We start from the raw sequence: 16,377 nt of genomic DNA, 5'->3' as shown, positions 1-16,377 counted from the left end.
TCTGAGAAATATCTAGAAGAATTTTTAGGGCAATATTAGAAGACAAGGGATTTGACCCCGATATTACTTTTAAACAGCTACATGACAGTCAAAAAACAAATATAGATTTATACTTAGTGTGTACTAATCTCAGTACTCAATTTCCAGAAATTCTATCTTATGAAAATGCTCCTGATGAGAAAGTCATAAAATTCGTATACGCTTCAGGGGCTTTTCCTATATATTTTCAGTCCGTACAAAAAACTGTTCAAGGAGTAGTTTCAACATATGTGGATGGTGGAGTTACGAATAATTACCCGGTTGAGGTGTGATGATAAAACTGCAGCACAAAGCCTCCCTCAAACATATAATAAAAATTATAAAACTCTTGGGTTTAAACCAATCAATAAAGAAATATTAGAAGCTTATCAGAATGGTACAGAATCTAAACCGTTTATGGATTCTACTACTGTTGTGGATCAACTATATGCATTAGCTGAAGTTCTCACAAGCTTTGACTTGATAAGTTGTTTTCAGAATCATGATAGAACAGTTTTTATTGATGATCATAATATATCAGCTTTAAATTTTGATATCACAGCTGAACAAAAAGAAACATTAATAAATTCAGGTTATTCTGCAACTTATGACTATGTGACGAGAATGGAGAATATAATGCTTGCAGGACTAGGAGTAAACGATTCTAATGATAGCCTTGTATTATAACAACGCGAGTGGATAACCCGCTATTCGATTTAATCTTGTTTTACAGATAGCATACAAGGTATTGCAAAATAAAGATTGATATCGTCATTGCAAACGACTGTAAGCTTTGTTGCATGGCTCGAAAAACCCGCTCGATGTCATTTCCGCGAAAGCGGGAATTACATAAAACGAGTCATGCGAGCAATACCAATTTTTGAAATCAATAATCATATTGACTTGTTTAAAGTTTTGCTTAGAATCATCTTGGAACAGCTAAGGTTGTTCTGGAGTATAGAAACCTCCATCAACAGGCGGTAAAATCACCGTTAAATTGGTTTATTCCTCGATATTTTACGGTCGGGGAGGTAGTAGTCATGTTCAGGGCTTAGAGTATTAACTTTAAGCCTAAAAACTACTCAGCTGTTCTTGTTGACGGTGTTTCTAACTCCCTGATCACCAATCGGGTTTTAGCTTAGCTTCTTGGTGATCAAACTTGAATCATTTAAGTTTAACTAATGAGAACTAAGCCGTTATGAACACTAAAACAGTAGAAATAGCTATTATTGAGCCATATCTAGATTTTTTTATTAAAGACAAATACTTATTACGTGAAATTTATCCAAATGGTATAAATAGGGAATTAAGAATAGAATTTATTTTAGCTAAAAAACCTTACACATCATATTCTGACTACAAATTAATTAGAAATTTATTCAATTTACCATACCGAAAGTTATACTTATAATCGATAAACAACTTTTAAAAGCATCGCTTGGTTTATTTCGTTCAATTATTCTTGGCACTGTATTATATCTAAACTTAGTTAAAATTTTTATCTATGATAAGAATGATTTTGTATTGAACATACGAGCTTTAAAAAGTAATGAAAATTACTTTTTGTTATATTAAAATTAATTACTTTAAAAAACTGATTAACTGGGAGTAATTAAATAAGCAGAATTTAAATGGTGGAGGCAAGCATACTCAAATGCTTTCAAGAATTGAATTTTATTTTGAGAGGTGAGGATGCGAATCCTTGATAAAATGAAAGAGCAATTTTTGAAAGCAGAAGAGAATAGATGATTTGTTCCACCAAGCGACAGTATATTAAGTAATACTTTTTTGTATAACAAAATTTATAAGCATCATAAAAATTAAAGATGAAGGCAAAATTGTCCCTTTTTATTAATTCTATGTAGCGCTACTTTTTCCAGACAACTCAACATCTATCCCCATTTTTCATTTTCTAAGTGGGAGATAATACAACATATTGCTTCATTTGGTAAGCATGATAAATGTAAAAAAGGGTTTTAGAATCCGATTGAATTTCCAGTTGAATTTTTATACACTCCTGCAATGGAAAATGGGAATAATTTCATAAAATTATTCATCGTTATTATAATAGATTCAGTATTATTATTTTGTTCTTGTAAATAAGATGCTAATAGTTACTTATTTACTTTCACTTTTTTATAGAATTTTGTAGCATATGCAATTTTAAAAAAATTATCTAAACCATTGTTATAAAAAAGTTTTATTTAGAAATGAAGCTAAATTTTTTAATAAGTTTTGTTGTTTTTCTTGCAATAATTCCCTTACCTCGGCAAATGCTTTGTCTGTATCTGCATAGCTTGCAGCCATATTTCTATTATTATCAGCACGAATAATCATCTCAGGTGGCAGCAGCTTAATAAACTCTAGAGAAACTGCTATAATGCCTTTTTTGGCTGCAAGCATTAACAATGTCCTTCTGAATTTATCAATAGCGTTAATATTTTCCCCAAACATTCTTGGAATAAGCTCTATACAAACATTATCTAAATCACGCCACATAGCCTTTGTTAATGCAGGCTGACCACGTATATTCCTCGATCGTATTAATAGCCTGTCAGACATCTTGGGAATAAGTTTTAAACAAGCTTCTTCTAAACCTGCATCAGCAGCTAAAATTAAGGCTGTATTACCATCCTCATCGGATTGATTAAATATTAATTTTTCAACTTCTTTTTTATCTTCATCTTTTGTGTGTATTACACACGTTAATTTTTCTAGTAAAGATATTAGTTGATTATATAATATTTCATCTGATTCTTCAGGTGTTGATTCTTTATGTATTCCAAAAATTTTTTTATACGTATAAACATAATTTATCCTTATTAACCTAAAGTTAATTAAAATTACAAAAATAAGTTTACAGATGCAATAGAAATTTAATTGAAGATATAAAATAACGGGATTTAAAGTAAGGAATGATGGTGGCCACGGTTGGAATTGAACCAACGACACAAGGATTTTCAGTCCTTTGCTCTACCGACTGAGCTACGTGGCCGTATATACTCGATGAACTTGAAAAATTAGCTTCGTCGTCTTTGTAAGTCCTCAGATACTCACGTATTAGTATACGCTCCGCTCCTCGGCTTACAGACTCCTTGCTCTTTTCCAGGTTGATCTTCGTCTATACTGTTCTTTCATTTATTATGGGTGTAAGAACAAGAAATATAACTTGAGCTTATAATAGATTAATCGGCTTTTGTCTATTCTTAATTAGTAATATTAGACAAAAATACTTAATTATGATATTATGAGTGTTTATTTTTATAACGGTTTTTATGATCAAAATCGGCAATATTGAGCTTTCTTCAAATATTATACTAGCTCCAATGTCGGGTGTTACGGATTTGGAATTTAGAAGATTGGTGAAAAGATTTGGTGCAGGGCTTGTAGTTTCTGAAATGGTAGCAAGTAGAGCAATGATTGTGGAATCTAGACAGTCACTAAAAAAAAGTGCCATTATGCGTGATGATGAAACAAGTGCTTGCGTACAGCTAGCAGGCTGTGAGCCGAATTTGATAGCAGAAGCTGCTAAAATGAATGAGGGTATGGGGGCAAAAATTATCGATCTTAATTTTGGCTGTCCGGCGAAAAAAGTAGTAGGCGGTTATTCAGGCTCGGCTCTAATGAGGGATGAGCAGCTGGCAGCTAAAATTTTTGAAGCTACCGTTGAAGCGGTTAAGTTGCCGGTAACCGTTAAAATGCGTATAGGTTGGGATGATAATACGAAAAACGCTCCGACTTTAGCCAAAATTGCTGAAAGCTCAGGTGTTCAGATGATTACTGTTCACGGTAGAACTAGATGCCAGTTTTATTCCGGTAATGCCGATTGGGATTTTATACGATCAGTTAAAGAATCGGTAAAGATTCCGGTTATTGCTAACGGTGATATTACTAATTTTGCTAAGGCAAAAGAAGCCCTACAAAAATCCGGTGCAGACGGTATTATGGTCGGTAGAGGAGCATATGGCAAACCTTGGCTTATTTCACAAATTGATCATTATCTTAAAACAGGTGAAGAAAAATCTGCTCCCTCTATAGCAGAGCAGCTAGATATCGTAACCGAGCATTATGAGGCAATACTTGATTATTATGGTGAATCTGTGGGTGTACCTATTGCACGTAAGCATATTGGCTGGTATAGTAGTGGTTTACCGAATTCAGCAGAGTTTAGAGGTGCTGTTAATTTAATGAACGATCCTCTAGCTGTAAAAGAGAAAATTGCGGAATTTTATACGAGCGTTATGGAGACGAATAAATTAAAAGAATTTTAAGTTTTATTTTTGTAATATTGTTTTTTAGTTTAAGCTATGCAGGTGAAAAAGCAGTAATTATAACTGATTATAAACCGGTATTTTTGCCTGTAATTGCTGAAAATAAAAAAATAAGAATTGCTATTCGTTCTTATTTAAATAATGAAAAATCATATTTTGTTTTAGTAGATCCGAATTCTTTTAAAACTGAAATAGCCCTACAAGAGCTGGTAATTTTACCTACGAATAAAATAGAAAAAGAAAATCTTCTAAAAAAATTAAGTAAAACTCCGTATATTAAAGTTTTAAATAAATATAGCTCTACACCTTATATACAACAAAATTACGGTGCTACGAGTAGCATGTATAAAGTAAAAGGACAGTTCTTGACAATTGACATGTGTCCTTCTTCCAAAAGCTTTGAAGAAGATTTTTTTAAAAAGCTCGTAGAATTATCGATCAAACTAAATAAACCTATTCCGATTGCTATATGTGTTTCAGGATTATGGATTAATAAGCATACAGAAGAATTCTTATGGTTATTAAAACAACAAGAAAACGGTTATTTACAAATAGCATGGGTTAATCATTCATTTAGTCATCCTTATTTTAAAGATAAACCTCTTGAAGATAATTTCCTTCTTTCCAATAAAGATGATTTTGAAAATGAAGTATTAGAAGCAGGGAAAATATTAGTAAGTTATAATATTGCTCCGTCACCTTTCTTTCGTTTTCCTGGATTAGTTTCCGATCAAACATTAATAGAAAAACTAAAAGATTTGGGATTTATTCCGCTTGGGAGTAATGCATGGCTTGCTAAAGGTGAAAAAGTTCAAAATGGTTCTTTTATATTGGTACACGGTAATAGTAATGAAAAAGCCGGAATAGATTTAATTATGCCGATGTTACCGGAATTAAAATTACTTCCTATTGAAAAGGCGTTTTTATTACATGACAATTGATTAGTTAGATATTAATAATACGGTAAGCCCATAGTTGTTCTTATATCACATGAAGAATATGAGAAAATTAATCAGCTTGAAGATATGTATTGGGCAATGCAAGCAAAAAATGCGAGTAAAAGCGGTTTTTTATGAGAGGAAGAGAGTAAGGATTTTTTAAATAAGATATTAAATATCTTTCTTATAGGAAAAAGAAATGATGGAGAAGTTTATAAATTATTTAAAAGAAAAATTAAATAGTTCATAATTATAACTTAACTTTTCTAGTAGGCCTTTTATCTCTTTGAATATCAAGTTTTGTATCGAATAGCGGAGAATCTTGTAAAAAATCAATAAGGGAAGATTATTGTGAATTTTCTTTATGATTTGTTATTATACTACATAAACGTTTATTATTATTTAATACTTCTAGATTTACTTCGATTAAAGGCGGAGTAAGTAAATGCTTAATAATTTCAGACCATTCTATTAAAATTAAATTGCCGTTTAATGCCTCTTCAAATCCAAGTTCATAAATTTCTTCAGGTGATTTAAGACGATACAGGTCATAGTGATATATAGTGAAGTTAGATGCTTTATATGTTTGCAGTAAGTTAAAAGTCGGGCTTATAATGCTTGTATTTTCACCGCAAAAATATTTAATAATTTCACGACAAAAAAATGTTTTACCTGCTCCAAGGTCACCGTTAAGTAAAACTATATCATTTGGTTTTAAGCTTTGTGCTAAAAGTTTTGCAAGCTTCTTTGTCTCTTCTTCGCTATTTAGTGTATGCATTTTTTAACTTGATAAATCATTTGTAAATATTGATTCTGAAAAGTGTTGGAACCTATATTCTGCACATTCCAGTTTTCGCTATTTAATATTATTATTTTAGCGTTTAATTTGTCGTATAATCGTGAATTTTGTTCATTACTTAAAACAAGACATTTGTTATTAGACTCTTTAATTAAATCTTCTAGCTTGCTTATATATCGGAGGCTTTTTTGACTGTCGCTATATAATTTTGCAGTTTTAATATTAGTATTAAGAAAAAAATACTCGCTACTGTCACTTAATAAAATTACGTCTTTTATCGTTGCAAGCTCATTATTTTTAATCTCTTGTAGCTTATTTAATTCTTTAAGTGCTGTTGAAAGGTTATTATTAATATCTTCTTGTAACTCAGGAAAATTTTCACTAAATATTCGTGCAAATTCCTGTAGTAAAATCACAGCATTATTAAGATCAAGCCAAATATGCCAATTATCTTTTATAGTGGTTAAAGATTTAATATCACTGATTTTTATAATGTTTTTGCTATGATTATCAATTAATTTCTCGGCAAAACCGTCAAATTGTTCATTAATATAAATTGCTATATCAGAATTTTTGACTTTTACTAAATCACTAGGTTTTAAATTATAATGATGTGGACAGTCACTACTAATAGCTAAGCTCTCGATATCCGCTTTATCCTTAACAAGCATCGAAACAATACTGCCGATTGGCATAATACTTACAACTATCTTAGGCTTAGCATAGCTAGTAAGGCTGAGGAATGTAAGGAATAGTAATGTTAGGTATGTCATCTTTGTGAAGGCTTGCTTGCGTTGATACCAAATCGTCATTGCTAGCGACTGAAAGGAGCGTGGCAATCTCAGGATTTTGGCACGAGATTGCTTCGTCAAAATTTTCAATTTTTCCTCACAATGACGGTTTGACTTACTAGCTCTCATAATTTCGCCAACAACTCTAATTTACTAGGTTTAAAATCCTGCTCTATCCAAAAATTTTTTAGATATTCTAGTTTTTCTCCTATCTCTTTTTTTTCTACATTCATATTTAACAAATCATTACCGTTTACTTGGAATTTAGGACGTAATAACGCATCATATTTAAGAATAAATTCTTTTACTTGTGAATGATTTAATTTACCGATTATGCTAGCTGCTAATAAATATTCCTTATAATTCTTTTTTTCAAACCAAATTTTTTTCATGTTAAATTTAGCGTCATTCAGAAAGTTCGTTATTGATAATATTTGTATTGCTTCATGTTTTGAGAATTTCCAATCTAGAAAGACCTTTAAATTTAAATCTTTTTGACAATATAATAAGAGTGCATATCGAGTAACTAATTCTAATTTAAAATCATTTGCCTGCTCAAAAAATTTTATTTCATAATTTTGGATAGAGAATATTAGTTCTAATATTCCTATTTCAAACATAGCTTTTAAAATTTGTGCTGCTCTTTTTGAAACAATAATTTTATCCATTTCGCTTTTAATTCGCTCTCGTGATAAAGTTTTTAAGCCGTCTTTTAAAGCTTTACATGCTTTAAAGCTGCCATCATCAAGCTGGTTCGTATAATAGCTAGAAAACCGAAAAAAGCGTAGAATTCGCAAATAATCTTCTTTAATTCTATCTAGAGCTTCCCCTATAAATATAACCTTTTCCTGCTGCAAATCCTTAAACCCTTCAAAATAATCATATATCTCGTTCTTAAAGGGACAATAGCTTAAAGCATTAATAGTAAAATCTCGTCTTGCGGCATCTTCGGCAAAATCGTTGGTGAATATTATTTTGGCATGTCTGCCGTTACATTCAATATCTTTCCTAAGAGTCGTGATCTCAAATTTTTCATTATTTAAAGTAGCCGTAATCGTGCCGAATTTTAAACCGGTCGGAATAGTTTTTATTTTAGCTCCAGATAAAATATTTGTTACTTCACTAGGTGTCAAATTAGTAGCTATATCTATATCGTAGCTACCTTTCTCAAGTCGATCTCTTGGATAACTTGCTTCTAAAGGTAATTTGTACGTCGATCCGGTACTCGAATCCTCACGTACGATGTACATTGCGATTCTGTGTTCCGTGTCTCCTTCAAATTCCTCTTTATTAGTTTTGTTATGCAAGAGATCTAGTAACGCATCACGTACGCATCCGCCTATAAGTCTTGCTTGTCCTTTTTCATTTAAGAGACTCAAGATTTTTCTATATCCTTTTGAGGGGATTTTTAGTATTTTGTGTGTAACTTGCATTATTCGATTTTACCTAAAGTATCGGATAGTTTTTAAAAAGACTTTGATGTCATCCTAGCTAAAAACTGGACCTTGTTATATGGCTCGTTTATGTCATTCCCGCTTGGCATTGTTGCGTGGATACTGAGTAGTCATTGCAAGCGACTTAAGGAGCGTGGCAATCCAGAAAAATAATAAAAAGCATTTTTTACTGGATTGCCTAGTCAAAACTTACAGTTTTTCCTTGCAATGACGGATAAACCTGTCCACGCAACAATGCCAAGCGGGAATGACATAAAACAAAAACAGTCCGGTACTAAGATTTTACCGTACATTCCTTTTTATTGCAAAAGATAAGTGTAACAGGGCTTTTTTTAAAAAAATCTTTATTAATCGTTATTAAGCTCCCACGGCATTTAGATTTATAATTGAGCTTAATATGAATTTCGGCTTTCTCACAATGATTATCTTTATTAATGACAATTTTTTGTCCGTAGTTGGTTAAAAAATATTATTCTCTAAAGGTAACACCATACTATCTTTTTGTCCAAACCAATTAGCTCAGTAAGTTCTATTGAAAGCAGGTATTGTATCAGCATGTATTACTAGTTTATTTTCTCTATCTTTAACGCCTACCGCCATATGATTTGCATCAAATATTAATTCCGGCTTTGGGGAGTAGAACATAAATATAAAAGATATTGCCATGATTGCAAGACCAAGCAAACGCCAAGCAGTTTTCCATATACAAATCCAAAAAAGCCGAATAAAAAGAGTAATATGCTGAAATTGGTAATATAACCGAAATACCATACAGCAGCCGGTAAACTATTAAAATAGGCGACTGATTTTATTATTATATCAATAAAGAATCCCATAAGCTTTAAGATATAGTTATCAAACCCGATCATGGTAAAAGGCAGAGATAACAAAGCAAGCGGCATAAGAAAAAATGACGTTATCGGAACGACAATGAGGTTAGCTGGTACTGAGTAAGTAGCAAATATAAAGAATTGATTAATTACTACAGGTGCCGTTATGATGCTTGCTAAGAAGCTTGAATAAATATTTGAGGCTGTATAAAATTTTACTGCTCCAAAAATGCCTTTCTTTTCTCCAAGTAACCATGAATTCTTTAAGTAAAATTCATAACCGGCAACAAGCGATAATACGGCGATAAAAGATAATTGGAAACTTGGATGAAAAATATATTCGGGATTTAACGGTAATATTATAAAAGCCGCGATTGTAAGTGAACGAAGGGGGAAAGCAAGAGCGTCCGGTAAATATAATACCGTAAATAAAAATTGCATCAGTAATAAAAGCTCTAGTCGCTGCTATTTGCATACCGCTTAGTTCTAAATAACCAAAGCTTCCTATTAGCGAACAATAAGCAGAGATTAATTTTATATTGAAATTATATGCCAAATAATTTGAAAGATATAATAAAAACCTTGTAGTAAGGAAAATAATCATCACAACTAAAGATAGATGCAATCCTGAAACACAAAGCACGTGTGATATACCGCTTTGCCTCATATCCTGCATTATTTGCCTGTTTAAACCTTTTGTCTCGCCAAGTAATATTGCAGCTGCAAAATTCCCTTTATCTTTTCCTAGCTTTTCTATTATTATAAATATAGGAACGACTCTATAAATAAAACTATCAAAATTTGTTTCATTACGTTCTATAATTTGCGGCTCAGACATCGCATAGCCGTTTGCTCCAATATCAGATAGATAAGCGTAAAAACCAAAATCATAACCCCCGGGTAGTATACTATTTTGCGGCTTATAGAGCTTAGCAAGCAAAGTAATTCGGTTATTTACCCTAATTTCTTGTATATATTTTTCGGTATACTAATTTTAACTTTTTGTAAGTTACGATTAATTTTTTCTATCTTTATGCGACTTAATACTACTTATCCTCCTATAATAGTCGGTTTTATCGATTCTATTTTACCGCTAATTTTAGTGATGATAGTTTTATAAAGCATTTCGCTATGTAAGTTACACGATATTTAGAGATGAATATGCCAAAAATAAAAGCAATAATCATTCAGTAAGTAAACTGTAAAAATATATTAGAATTTCTAGTAAAGGTTAATATTAAATAAACACAAAAAATGAAAAATCTGTTATATTTTCAATGATTAGAACCAAATTCTCTTGTAATTATAAGTTAAGATAAATTAACTTATATATTGCTTTTTATTAATTTATTTATTATAATGTCCAACGTTATGTATATAAAATTTTAATTTAAATTGAGATATTTGTAATGAATAAGTTAACAGAACAACATTTACTAAAAAAATCAAGATTTTTAAAATATTCTCTGTTTGCCTCTATTTCAGTAGGAGCAATAATTGCAATACCTTTTGAGGGTATGGCGATGAGTAAAGAAGCATTTCGTATCGACCTCAGTAATAAATTGTTGAATCACGTGTCACAATTAAACAGACACAAAGATACAACAAATACCCCACAGCAGATAGGAACAGTAATTGTACCGGAACCAGAAATAAACACATATACTCCATCTGAAATAAGAGAAATGAAAATATCTAACAAACCTAAGGCATCTAATCCATTAAAAGATGTTCCTATAGAGGATCATTATAAAGTGGTAGCACGTAGTAAGTCTGATGTCGGAAAAGCAAGAAAAGTACGACCAATTACTAGACGCAAAACATTTGCAGGCACTGAAAAAACAGCACAAAGTCAAAGTACTTATACTCCTGAATCGATAGAACAAATGCCTCAAAAATCAGAGATTATAATAACAGAGTCTTCGCCTACTTTTAGCCCAGATTCAAATGGTTTTGTCACTGCACCTAATACACCAAATACTACCCTGACATCACCTGAACATTATACTACGGCACCTGGTACTCCATCATCAACACCGGCGACTCCGTATCAGCCTACTTCAGATTCTAAACCAAATGATAGTTTAGGAGCTAATACACCACCAAACATAAACACAAACTCAAAGGCAGCACGAAGATTATCGTTTAGCAGTAGCAACCCGCAACAACAGGCAGTGCAATCTAGCTCACAGGTTAAACCAGAAGTTCTTCTGAAGCCGACATTTGTACCGTTGCCTACAAAAAAAAGCAGTACTGAAATTGCAGCAGGAATGGTAAGTAATATATCACGAGTTAATGAGATAATAGGAATCAAGTTAGCTGAAGTAACACAGGCTATTAAAGATACCACAGGTAAAAAAAATAAAAAACCATTGCAGAAGTTGTATACGCAGCTAACTTCAGCACAAAAAACAACAGAAGAACTCAAGTCAAGAGCTGAAGAGATAGAAACAAAAATCAAAATAGGTAAAAATAAAGATAAAATAAAGAAGCTTGAAAAAGAGTTAACAAGTAAAAACAATAAAGCAGATAGATTATTTCAGAAAATAGAAAAAATAGATATTCCAGCAAATAAAGTTTCGATAAAATCGCAGGAAACAGTTCCGGCTACAACGGCGTCAACCAAAGTTAGTGCGTTTCAAGCACAGCAAGCAAGAATTAATGAGGCTCGGCAAGGTGTATTTAATAAAAATAAATCAAGCGGAGATAATGCAAGAAAAAGTAGTGCTAGAACAGAAAGAGAAAAGAAAAAACAAGAAGCACAAAAGCAGTTATCAGAAATAAAGAAACAAGAAAAAGCTATAAAAACGGCATCAGATAAAGCTAAAGAAGTAGCTGCTAGTGTGAAAAAAGAAACAAGTAGAACGGCATTACGAGCCATGCAAGATAAAATGAATGGTGATTTTGACGGTCCTACTTATAAGCAGCCGCCAAAAGCAAAGCCAACCATACCATTAAGTCATGGGGTTCAGAGAATTTTATGTGAACAACCAGAGGATGCAGAGGGGTACTTAGTGCCAAGAAAAGTTCAGCAGCAACCTTATACAGTAATGTTGCCGAATCAAGAAATAGAGGACCCTATTCCAAGTCATTCAAAAGATATTTACGAATCTAAGGTTTCACAATACATTAATTATTTGAATAGCATACAGCCAAATCAGTCAAATCAAGCTCAAATAGATAGTGTAATAGATAGTTTAGCAACAGAAATGAGAAAGTTTAGTGCGGATCAATTTAGTCAAAAATTAGGTGAGATTGCACATCTTGCCAGTATAAAGGCATATGAAGATTTGTTCGAGAAATTATATGAAATTCAGCAAGCTAGAATTTCAGAAACTCAAAAAGTATATGAGCAAGAGGAAATATTTCAGTCTTATGCAGAGTATGAAGAGAATTTAAGAAAAAGCAGTACACCAGTATTATCACGCTCGTCTTCAGCTAAAAGTGTAATATCATCAAATTTTGAAGAAAAATCAGCATTGTTACAAACCACAACTACAGATGAAAGCTTGAGATCTGACAACAATTGGAAAAATCCTGCACCATATTCTTCAAGTCCAAAGCTTGACAAAAGAGGATTAGAATATTTAGATTTAGCTGGCGACGCATTCGTTCAGAATCTAAAACAACCTGATACGTTAACTATAGAAACTCTTAGTTTAATAACACCAACACAAAATACAACGGTTGCTAAAAGTGACTCATCGAGGAAAAATAATGTAAGTGGAAGTATTCCGGAGATACAACAACTGCAATTAGAAAAAATGCGTACAGAAACTTTAGGTGTGCAGGATGATCTAGAGCTATATTTACATTATACACCTCAAGAAACTTTAACTGAAGAAAGTACCTATTTAGTTTCTAGTAAGAACAAACAAGGTAATATAATAAATAGAGCTGTATCAAAAGTAGGGTCAATTTTGCAAACAAATTATGCAGAGAACAGAAAAAGGAAAAAAGATGGAGAAACCTCAAAGCAAAAAAGAACAGTAGATCAAGAGGGAGAATTTGGCCACGCTTGGGGAAATGAGAATCATAATGTAGTTAGTGGATTCACAAAAAAGGCAACTCAGCTTATAAGCCTTTTAGATGCAAAGAGAACCGCAATACTGCAAACAACCAGTCCTTCACAAAGAAAATCACTTAGTTTAGTTTTACAGGAAATAGAAAATGATTACCGAGAAGCAATTAAAATCTCTCAAGAATTACAGCAGGTATTAATACGCAAACCGGAAGATATAAAAGCTTATAATTCAAAAGCAGAAAAAAAATTGGATGCTATTAAAAGTAGAGCAGATAAATACTTTAATAATATAGAAACAGATGCAGATGTTGGATTTAATCCAAATGGGGGAAATAGTCATTCTATGCCGCCTGCTAATATGGATAGCTTACCAAAAAATTTAGCTGTAACCCCAACTATAAATGTAGGGTCACTATATAACTCTCCGCAAGCTCAACAATTTCGAGAAGATCATAAAAATATTATAATAAATGATAGATCACAAGGTAGACTAAATTTGGTTGATAGTACTATGGTGAGAGAACTTACAGATGTAGATGCTTCAATATATAATACTGCTTCCCCTGAGGTAGTAAAGGAAGCTGAAGCTTTACTTGATAGATCACAAGGTAGACTAAATTTGGTTGATAGTACTATGGTGAGAGAACTTACAGATGTAGATGCTTCAATATATAATACTGCTCCCCCTGAGGTAGTAAAGGAAGTTGAAGCTTTACTTGATAGATCACAAGGTAGACTAAATTTGGTTGATAGTACTATTAAAAAAGGTACACAGCCATTATTTAATTTATCTACTATATATGAGTCGGTTAGTTATGAGAATTTAGCATCAGAAACAATATATAAGACAGAGCAACCTAAGCCATCTATAAGTTACACGAATACTAGTAAACGAGAATTACCTATGCCATTATTCAGAAGTGCCGATCTTGACAAGAAATTAGAGTATTTGGATTTAGAAGATAAATTATTAGAAGTAGAGGAAGCTAGAATAGTTAAGGAAAAGCAAGCTATTGCCACATTGGATCAATATCAAGATCCAGAAAACCCAGAATTTAAGCGGTTAGCTATGGAAGCACTAGACTTATCTTCAAAAGAATCACAATTAAAAGCAAAAAGGAAAACCATAGCAGCAGAATTTTCTTTAAATGAAAAGTCTTCAAGCACAGATGTATCAATATTACGTTCCTATTCAATTGATGACATAAGCAGTGTACTTAGTGATGCAAATCAAATCTATCCCGTTCACCTTCGGTTAGTGGCTTAGAGGATTTAAATAATTCTAATGTTATGAAATTAGGGGAATTAAAATCTAAACATAAAAAAATAGCCAATGATTATAAAGCTAAGGAATTGGAGTTAGATACTTTAAATCATGATGATCCAGAAAAGATTTGGTTAGAAGGGGAGATAAAGCATCTAGATACTGAGTCTAAACCTAAGGTAACTGAGAGTAAGCCAGTATTTTCATGTTCATCTTCAGTTGGTAGCATAAACAGCTTCTCTAATGGTGATGATTTGAGTAGTCGTGATGTTGTAACTTCGGTAGATACTCTAACTAGAGAAATTGATAAAGATTATGTAGATACCTATATAAGAGTATTAAGCAATAAAATACAAGAAATAGAAGAATTGCCTGGCTCAAGTTCTAGAAGTGAGGAACTTAATCATATTAAAGAAGCAATGGCTTATATAAGTAATCGTATACAGGATGTAGAGGAATTAGATGAAAAAATGCTTTTAGCAATAAATGCACGATTACAAGAACATGATGAAAAAATTTCTTCGTTACTTCTAGAGAAGTATACAGGCGAAGAAGCTGCAGATATTCTTGCTCAGTCATTGTTACAAGAAATGTTAGTGTCGGATGGTAAATCAGAATCTATCTTACCTGCAGGGGATGAAGAACAAGAAGACACAGAAGTAAGTAGACAATTATCTTCATTACCTGCACTTGCATCAAGTAATGAGTGTGCATTAGCATTAAGTGACGATAGAGAAAAGGAATGTTTAGCATTAGGCGATGGTAGCGAAGATGAAGAAAGTTATGATTCAGGGTTTGAAGAGGAAGAAGAAACAATAGGGCAATTATCCGATTCCGATTGGGGTAATCTTAAAATAACGGAAGTTGATACTGCTATTCCTCTTGAACAGGAAGCAAAAAAAGAAATGCAAACGCAAATTTCAGAAAACGCTCCTACTTTAAATCAAGCGAAAGTTGTTAATACTATTGTAAATAATATGATTCGTAACAGATTAGATGCATCTATGAATATGTCTAATAATATGGTAGCAGTGGGAGCCGGTGATGAAGAAGAGTCTCATATAAAAAGAGGTTTGTGGATGCGTGGTATGTACGGCACTAATAATCATGGACGCGTTGAGAATATGACCGGTTATAGAGGTACTAACAAAGGTGCTACTATCGGGTTTGATGCTGAAATCGACAATAATATCGTAGGTATAGCTTATAGTAATGTTCATTCAGTATTTAAATTTAAAAATAGTAAAAATAATGATAAAGAACTTATTAATAGTCATGTGGTTTCTATTTACGGACAAAAAGAATTACCGAAGAATTTTGCACTACAAGCTTTAGTATCTGCTTCTAAAAACTTTATTAAAGATAAAACAACTTATTCATATGGTGATACTAAAATTAGAAGTAATGTAAAACATCGTAATAATAGTTATAATGCGGAAGCATTACTGCATTATAATTATCTTTTGCAGAGCAAGTTCGTTATTACCCCGAATATCGGCTTAAGATACGGGAAGTCACGAGACGGGGTATATAATGAAATCGGTGTTAACGTACAAGAAATAGCTCTTACAATGAAAGAGAATAATATATTGTCCGGAATTGTCGGTACTAAAGTCACAGTACCTTTAAAAGATGCTCTAAAATTTAATAATTTAAGTCTAACATTCCAAGGAGCGGTAGAACATAATTTTAAAGAGAAAACCCAAAGAATAAATAGAGTTGTTAAAATATTTGATAATACATTCAAACATAATTATCTAATACCGAAGCAACCGAAAACATCCTATAATTTAGGAACGGGTATTATAGGCAGTATCAAAAATACTACTATTTCGTTGGATTATAATTATTATCTAAATAAACATTATAGAAGTCATCAAGGTAGTGTTAAGCTTAAGGTAAACCTATAATTTTTATACTTGCAATATTTGCAAAGGTGTTATATAAAACTTCTAACTTAATGTCATGCCATGGTCATAGCCACGGTA

General features: G+C 32.2%; 8 protein-coding genes, 1 tRNA gene and 3 pseudogenes. 5 read left to right on the top strand and 7 right to left on the bottom strand.

All coding sequences use genetic code 11. The features are described 5' to 3' along the window. The first annotated feature begins 8 nt into the window (after positions 1 to 8). Together RAT170B_RS11475 and RAT170B_RS08695 are read left to right on the top strand one after the other, a co-directional pair. Complete coding sequence (locus RAT170B_RS11475) at positions 9 to 311, top strand: patatin-like phospholipase family protein (protein WP_315849888.1); 303 nt, start codon at positions 9 to 11, stop codon at positions 309 to 311. After that, positions 268 to 705 (top strand): alpha/beta hydrolase, encoded by a 438-nt coding sequence (locus tag RAT170B_RS08695; RefSeq protein WP_261368698.1) that lies wholly within the window; start codon positions 268 to 270, stop codon positions 703 to 705. Before RAT170B_RS11475 ends, RAT170B_RS08695 begins: the two co-directional genes overlap by 44 nt. Positions 706 to 2,205: 1,500 nt before the next feature. On the opposite strand, the gene RAT170B_RS11470 is transcribed toward RAT170B_RS08695, so the two are convergent. Then, positions 2,206 to 2,970: an ankyrin repeat domain-containing protein gene (locus RAT170B_RS11470; RefSeq protein WP_261368697.1), complete on the bottom strand. Its 765-nt coding sequence runs from the start codon at positions 2,968 to 2,970 to the stop codon at positions 2,206 to 2,208. After that, positions 2,938 to 3,013, bottom strand: a tRNA-Phe gene (locus RAT170B_RS03990). The genes RAT170B_RS11470 and RAT170B_RS03990 overlap by 33 nt, the downstream gene beginning before the upstream one ends. Before the next feature lie 280 nt (positions 3,014 to 3,293). On the opposite strand from RAT170B_RS03990, the gene dusB reads away from it, so the two are divergent. Further along, positions 3,294 to 4,289 (top strand): tRNA dihydrouridine synthase DusB, encoded by a 996-nt coding sequence (dusB, locus tag RAT170B_RS03985; RefSeq protein WP_045805755.1) that lies wholly within the window; start codon positions 3,294 to 3,296, stop codon positions 4,287 to 4,289. Then, the gene (locus RAT170B_RS03980) at positions 4,274 to 5,230 is read left to right on the top strand and encodes a polysaccharide deacetylase family protein (protein ID WP_146620341.1); all 957 of its coding nucleotides are present in this window, start codon (positions 4,274 to 4,276) and stop codon (positions 5,228 to 5,230) included. The genes dusB and RAT170B_RS03980 overlap by 16 nt, the downstream gene beginning before the upstream one ends. 247 nt (positions 5,231 to 5,477) lie before the next feature. Here RAT170B_RS03980 and tsaE read toward each other — a convergent pair. The 5 genes and pseudogenes from tsaE to RAT170B_RS11465 all read right to left on the bottom strand — a co-directional run bounded on the left by tsaE (position 5,478) and on the right by RAT170B_RS11465 (position 9,768). Next, positions 5,478 to 6,005: pseudogene (gene tsaE, locus RAT170B_RS03975) on the bottom strand (tRNA (adenosine(37)-N6)-threonylcarbamoyltransferase complex ATPase subunit type 1 TsaE). Then, a complete protein-coding gene (locus RAT170B_RS03970; protein ID WP_041404290.1) occupies positions 5,993 to 6,946 on the bottom strand; it encodes a metal ABC transporter solute-binding protein, Zn/Mn family in 954 nt (317 codons plus the stop codon). Before RAT170B_RS03970 ends, tsaE begins: the two are co-directional and overlap by 13 nt. Then, positions 6,943 to 8,250 (bottom strand): palindromic element RPE1 domain-containing protein, encoded by a 1,308-nt coding sequence (locus RAT170B_RS03965; RefSeq protein ID WP_045805669.1) that lies wholly within the window; start codon positions 8,248 to 8,250, stop codon positions 6,943 to 6,945. The genes RAT170B_RS03970 and RAT170B_RS03965 overlap by 4 nt, the downstream gene beginning before the upstream one ends. Positions 8,251 to 8,790: 540 nt before the next feature. Further along, a complete protein-coding gene (locus RAT170B_RS10450; RefSeq protein ID WP_186786284.1) occupies positions 8,791 to 8,937 on the bottom strand; it encodes a hypothetical protein in 147 nt (48 codons plus the stop codon). Next, positions 8,889 to 9,768, bottom strand: a pseudogene (locus RAT170B_RS11465) (ComEC/Rec2 family competence protein). Before RAT170B_RS11465 ends, RAT170B_RS10450 begins: the two are co-directional and overlap by 49 nt. Before the next feature lie 742 nt (positions 9,769 to 10,510). On the opposite strand from RAT170B_RS11465, the pseudogene RAT170B_RS03950 reads away from it, so the two are divergent. After that, a pseudogene (locus RAT170B_RS03950) lies at positions 10,511 to 16,299 on the top strand (autotransporter domain-containing protein). The last annotated feature ends 78 nt before the right edge of the window (positions 16,300 to 16,377 follow it).

It is taken from the genome of Rickettsia argasii T170-B (genome assembly GCF_000965185.1).
In the GTDB taxonomy this organism is placed as follows: Bacteria; Pseudomonadota; Alphaproteobacteria; order Rickettsiales; family Rickettsiaceae; genus Rickettsia; species Rickettsia rickettsii.
This window is presented reverse-complemented; position numbering and strand designations above follow the sequence as displayed.

Bases quoted from the DNA above. Each gene is read 5' to 3' on its own strand.
- RAT170B_RS08695 (WP_261368698.1), top strand. From the start codon at position 268: ATGTGGATGGTGGAGTTACGAATAATTACCCGGTTGAGGTGTGATGAT.
- dusB (WP_045805755.1), top strand. From the start codon at position 3,294: ATGATCAAAATCGGCAATATTGAGCTTTCTTCAAATATTATACTAGCT.
- RAT170B_RS03970 (WP_041404290.1), bottom strand. From the start codon at position 6,946: ATGAGAGCTAGTAAGTCAAACCGTCATTGTGAGGAAAAATTGAAAATT.
- RAT170B_RS03965 (WP_045805669.1), bottom strand. From the start codon at position 8,250: ATGCAAGTTACACACAAAATACTAAAAATCCCCTCAAAAGGATATAGA.
- RAT170B_RS10450 (WP_186786284.1), bottom strand. From the start codon at position 8,937: ATGGCAATATCTTTTATATTTATGTTCTACTCCCCAAAGCCGGAATTA.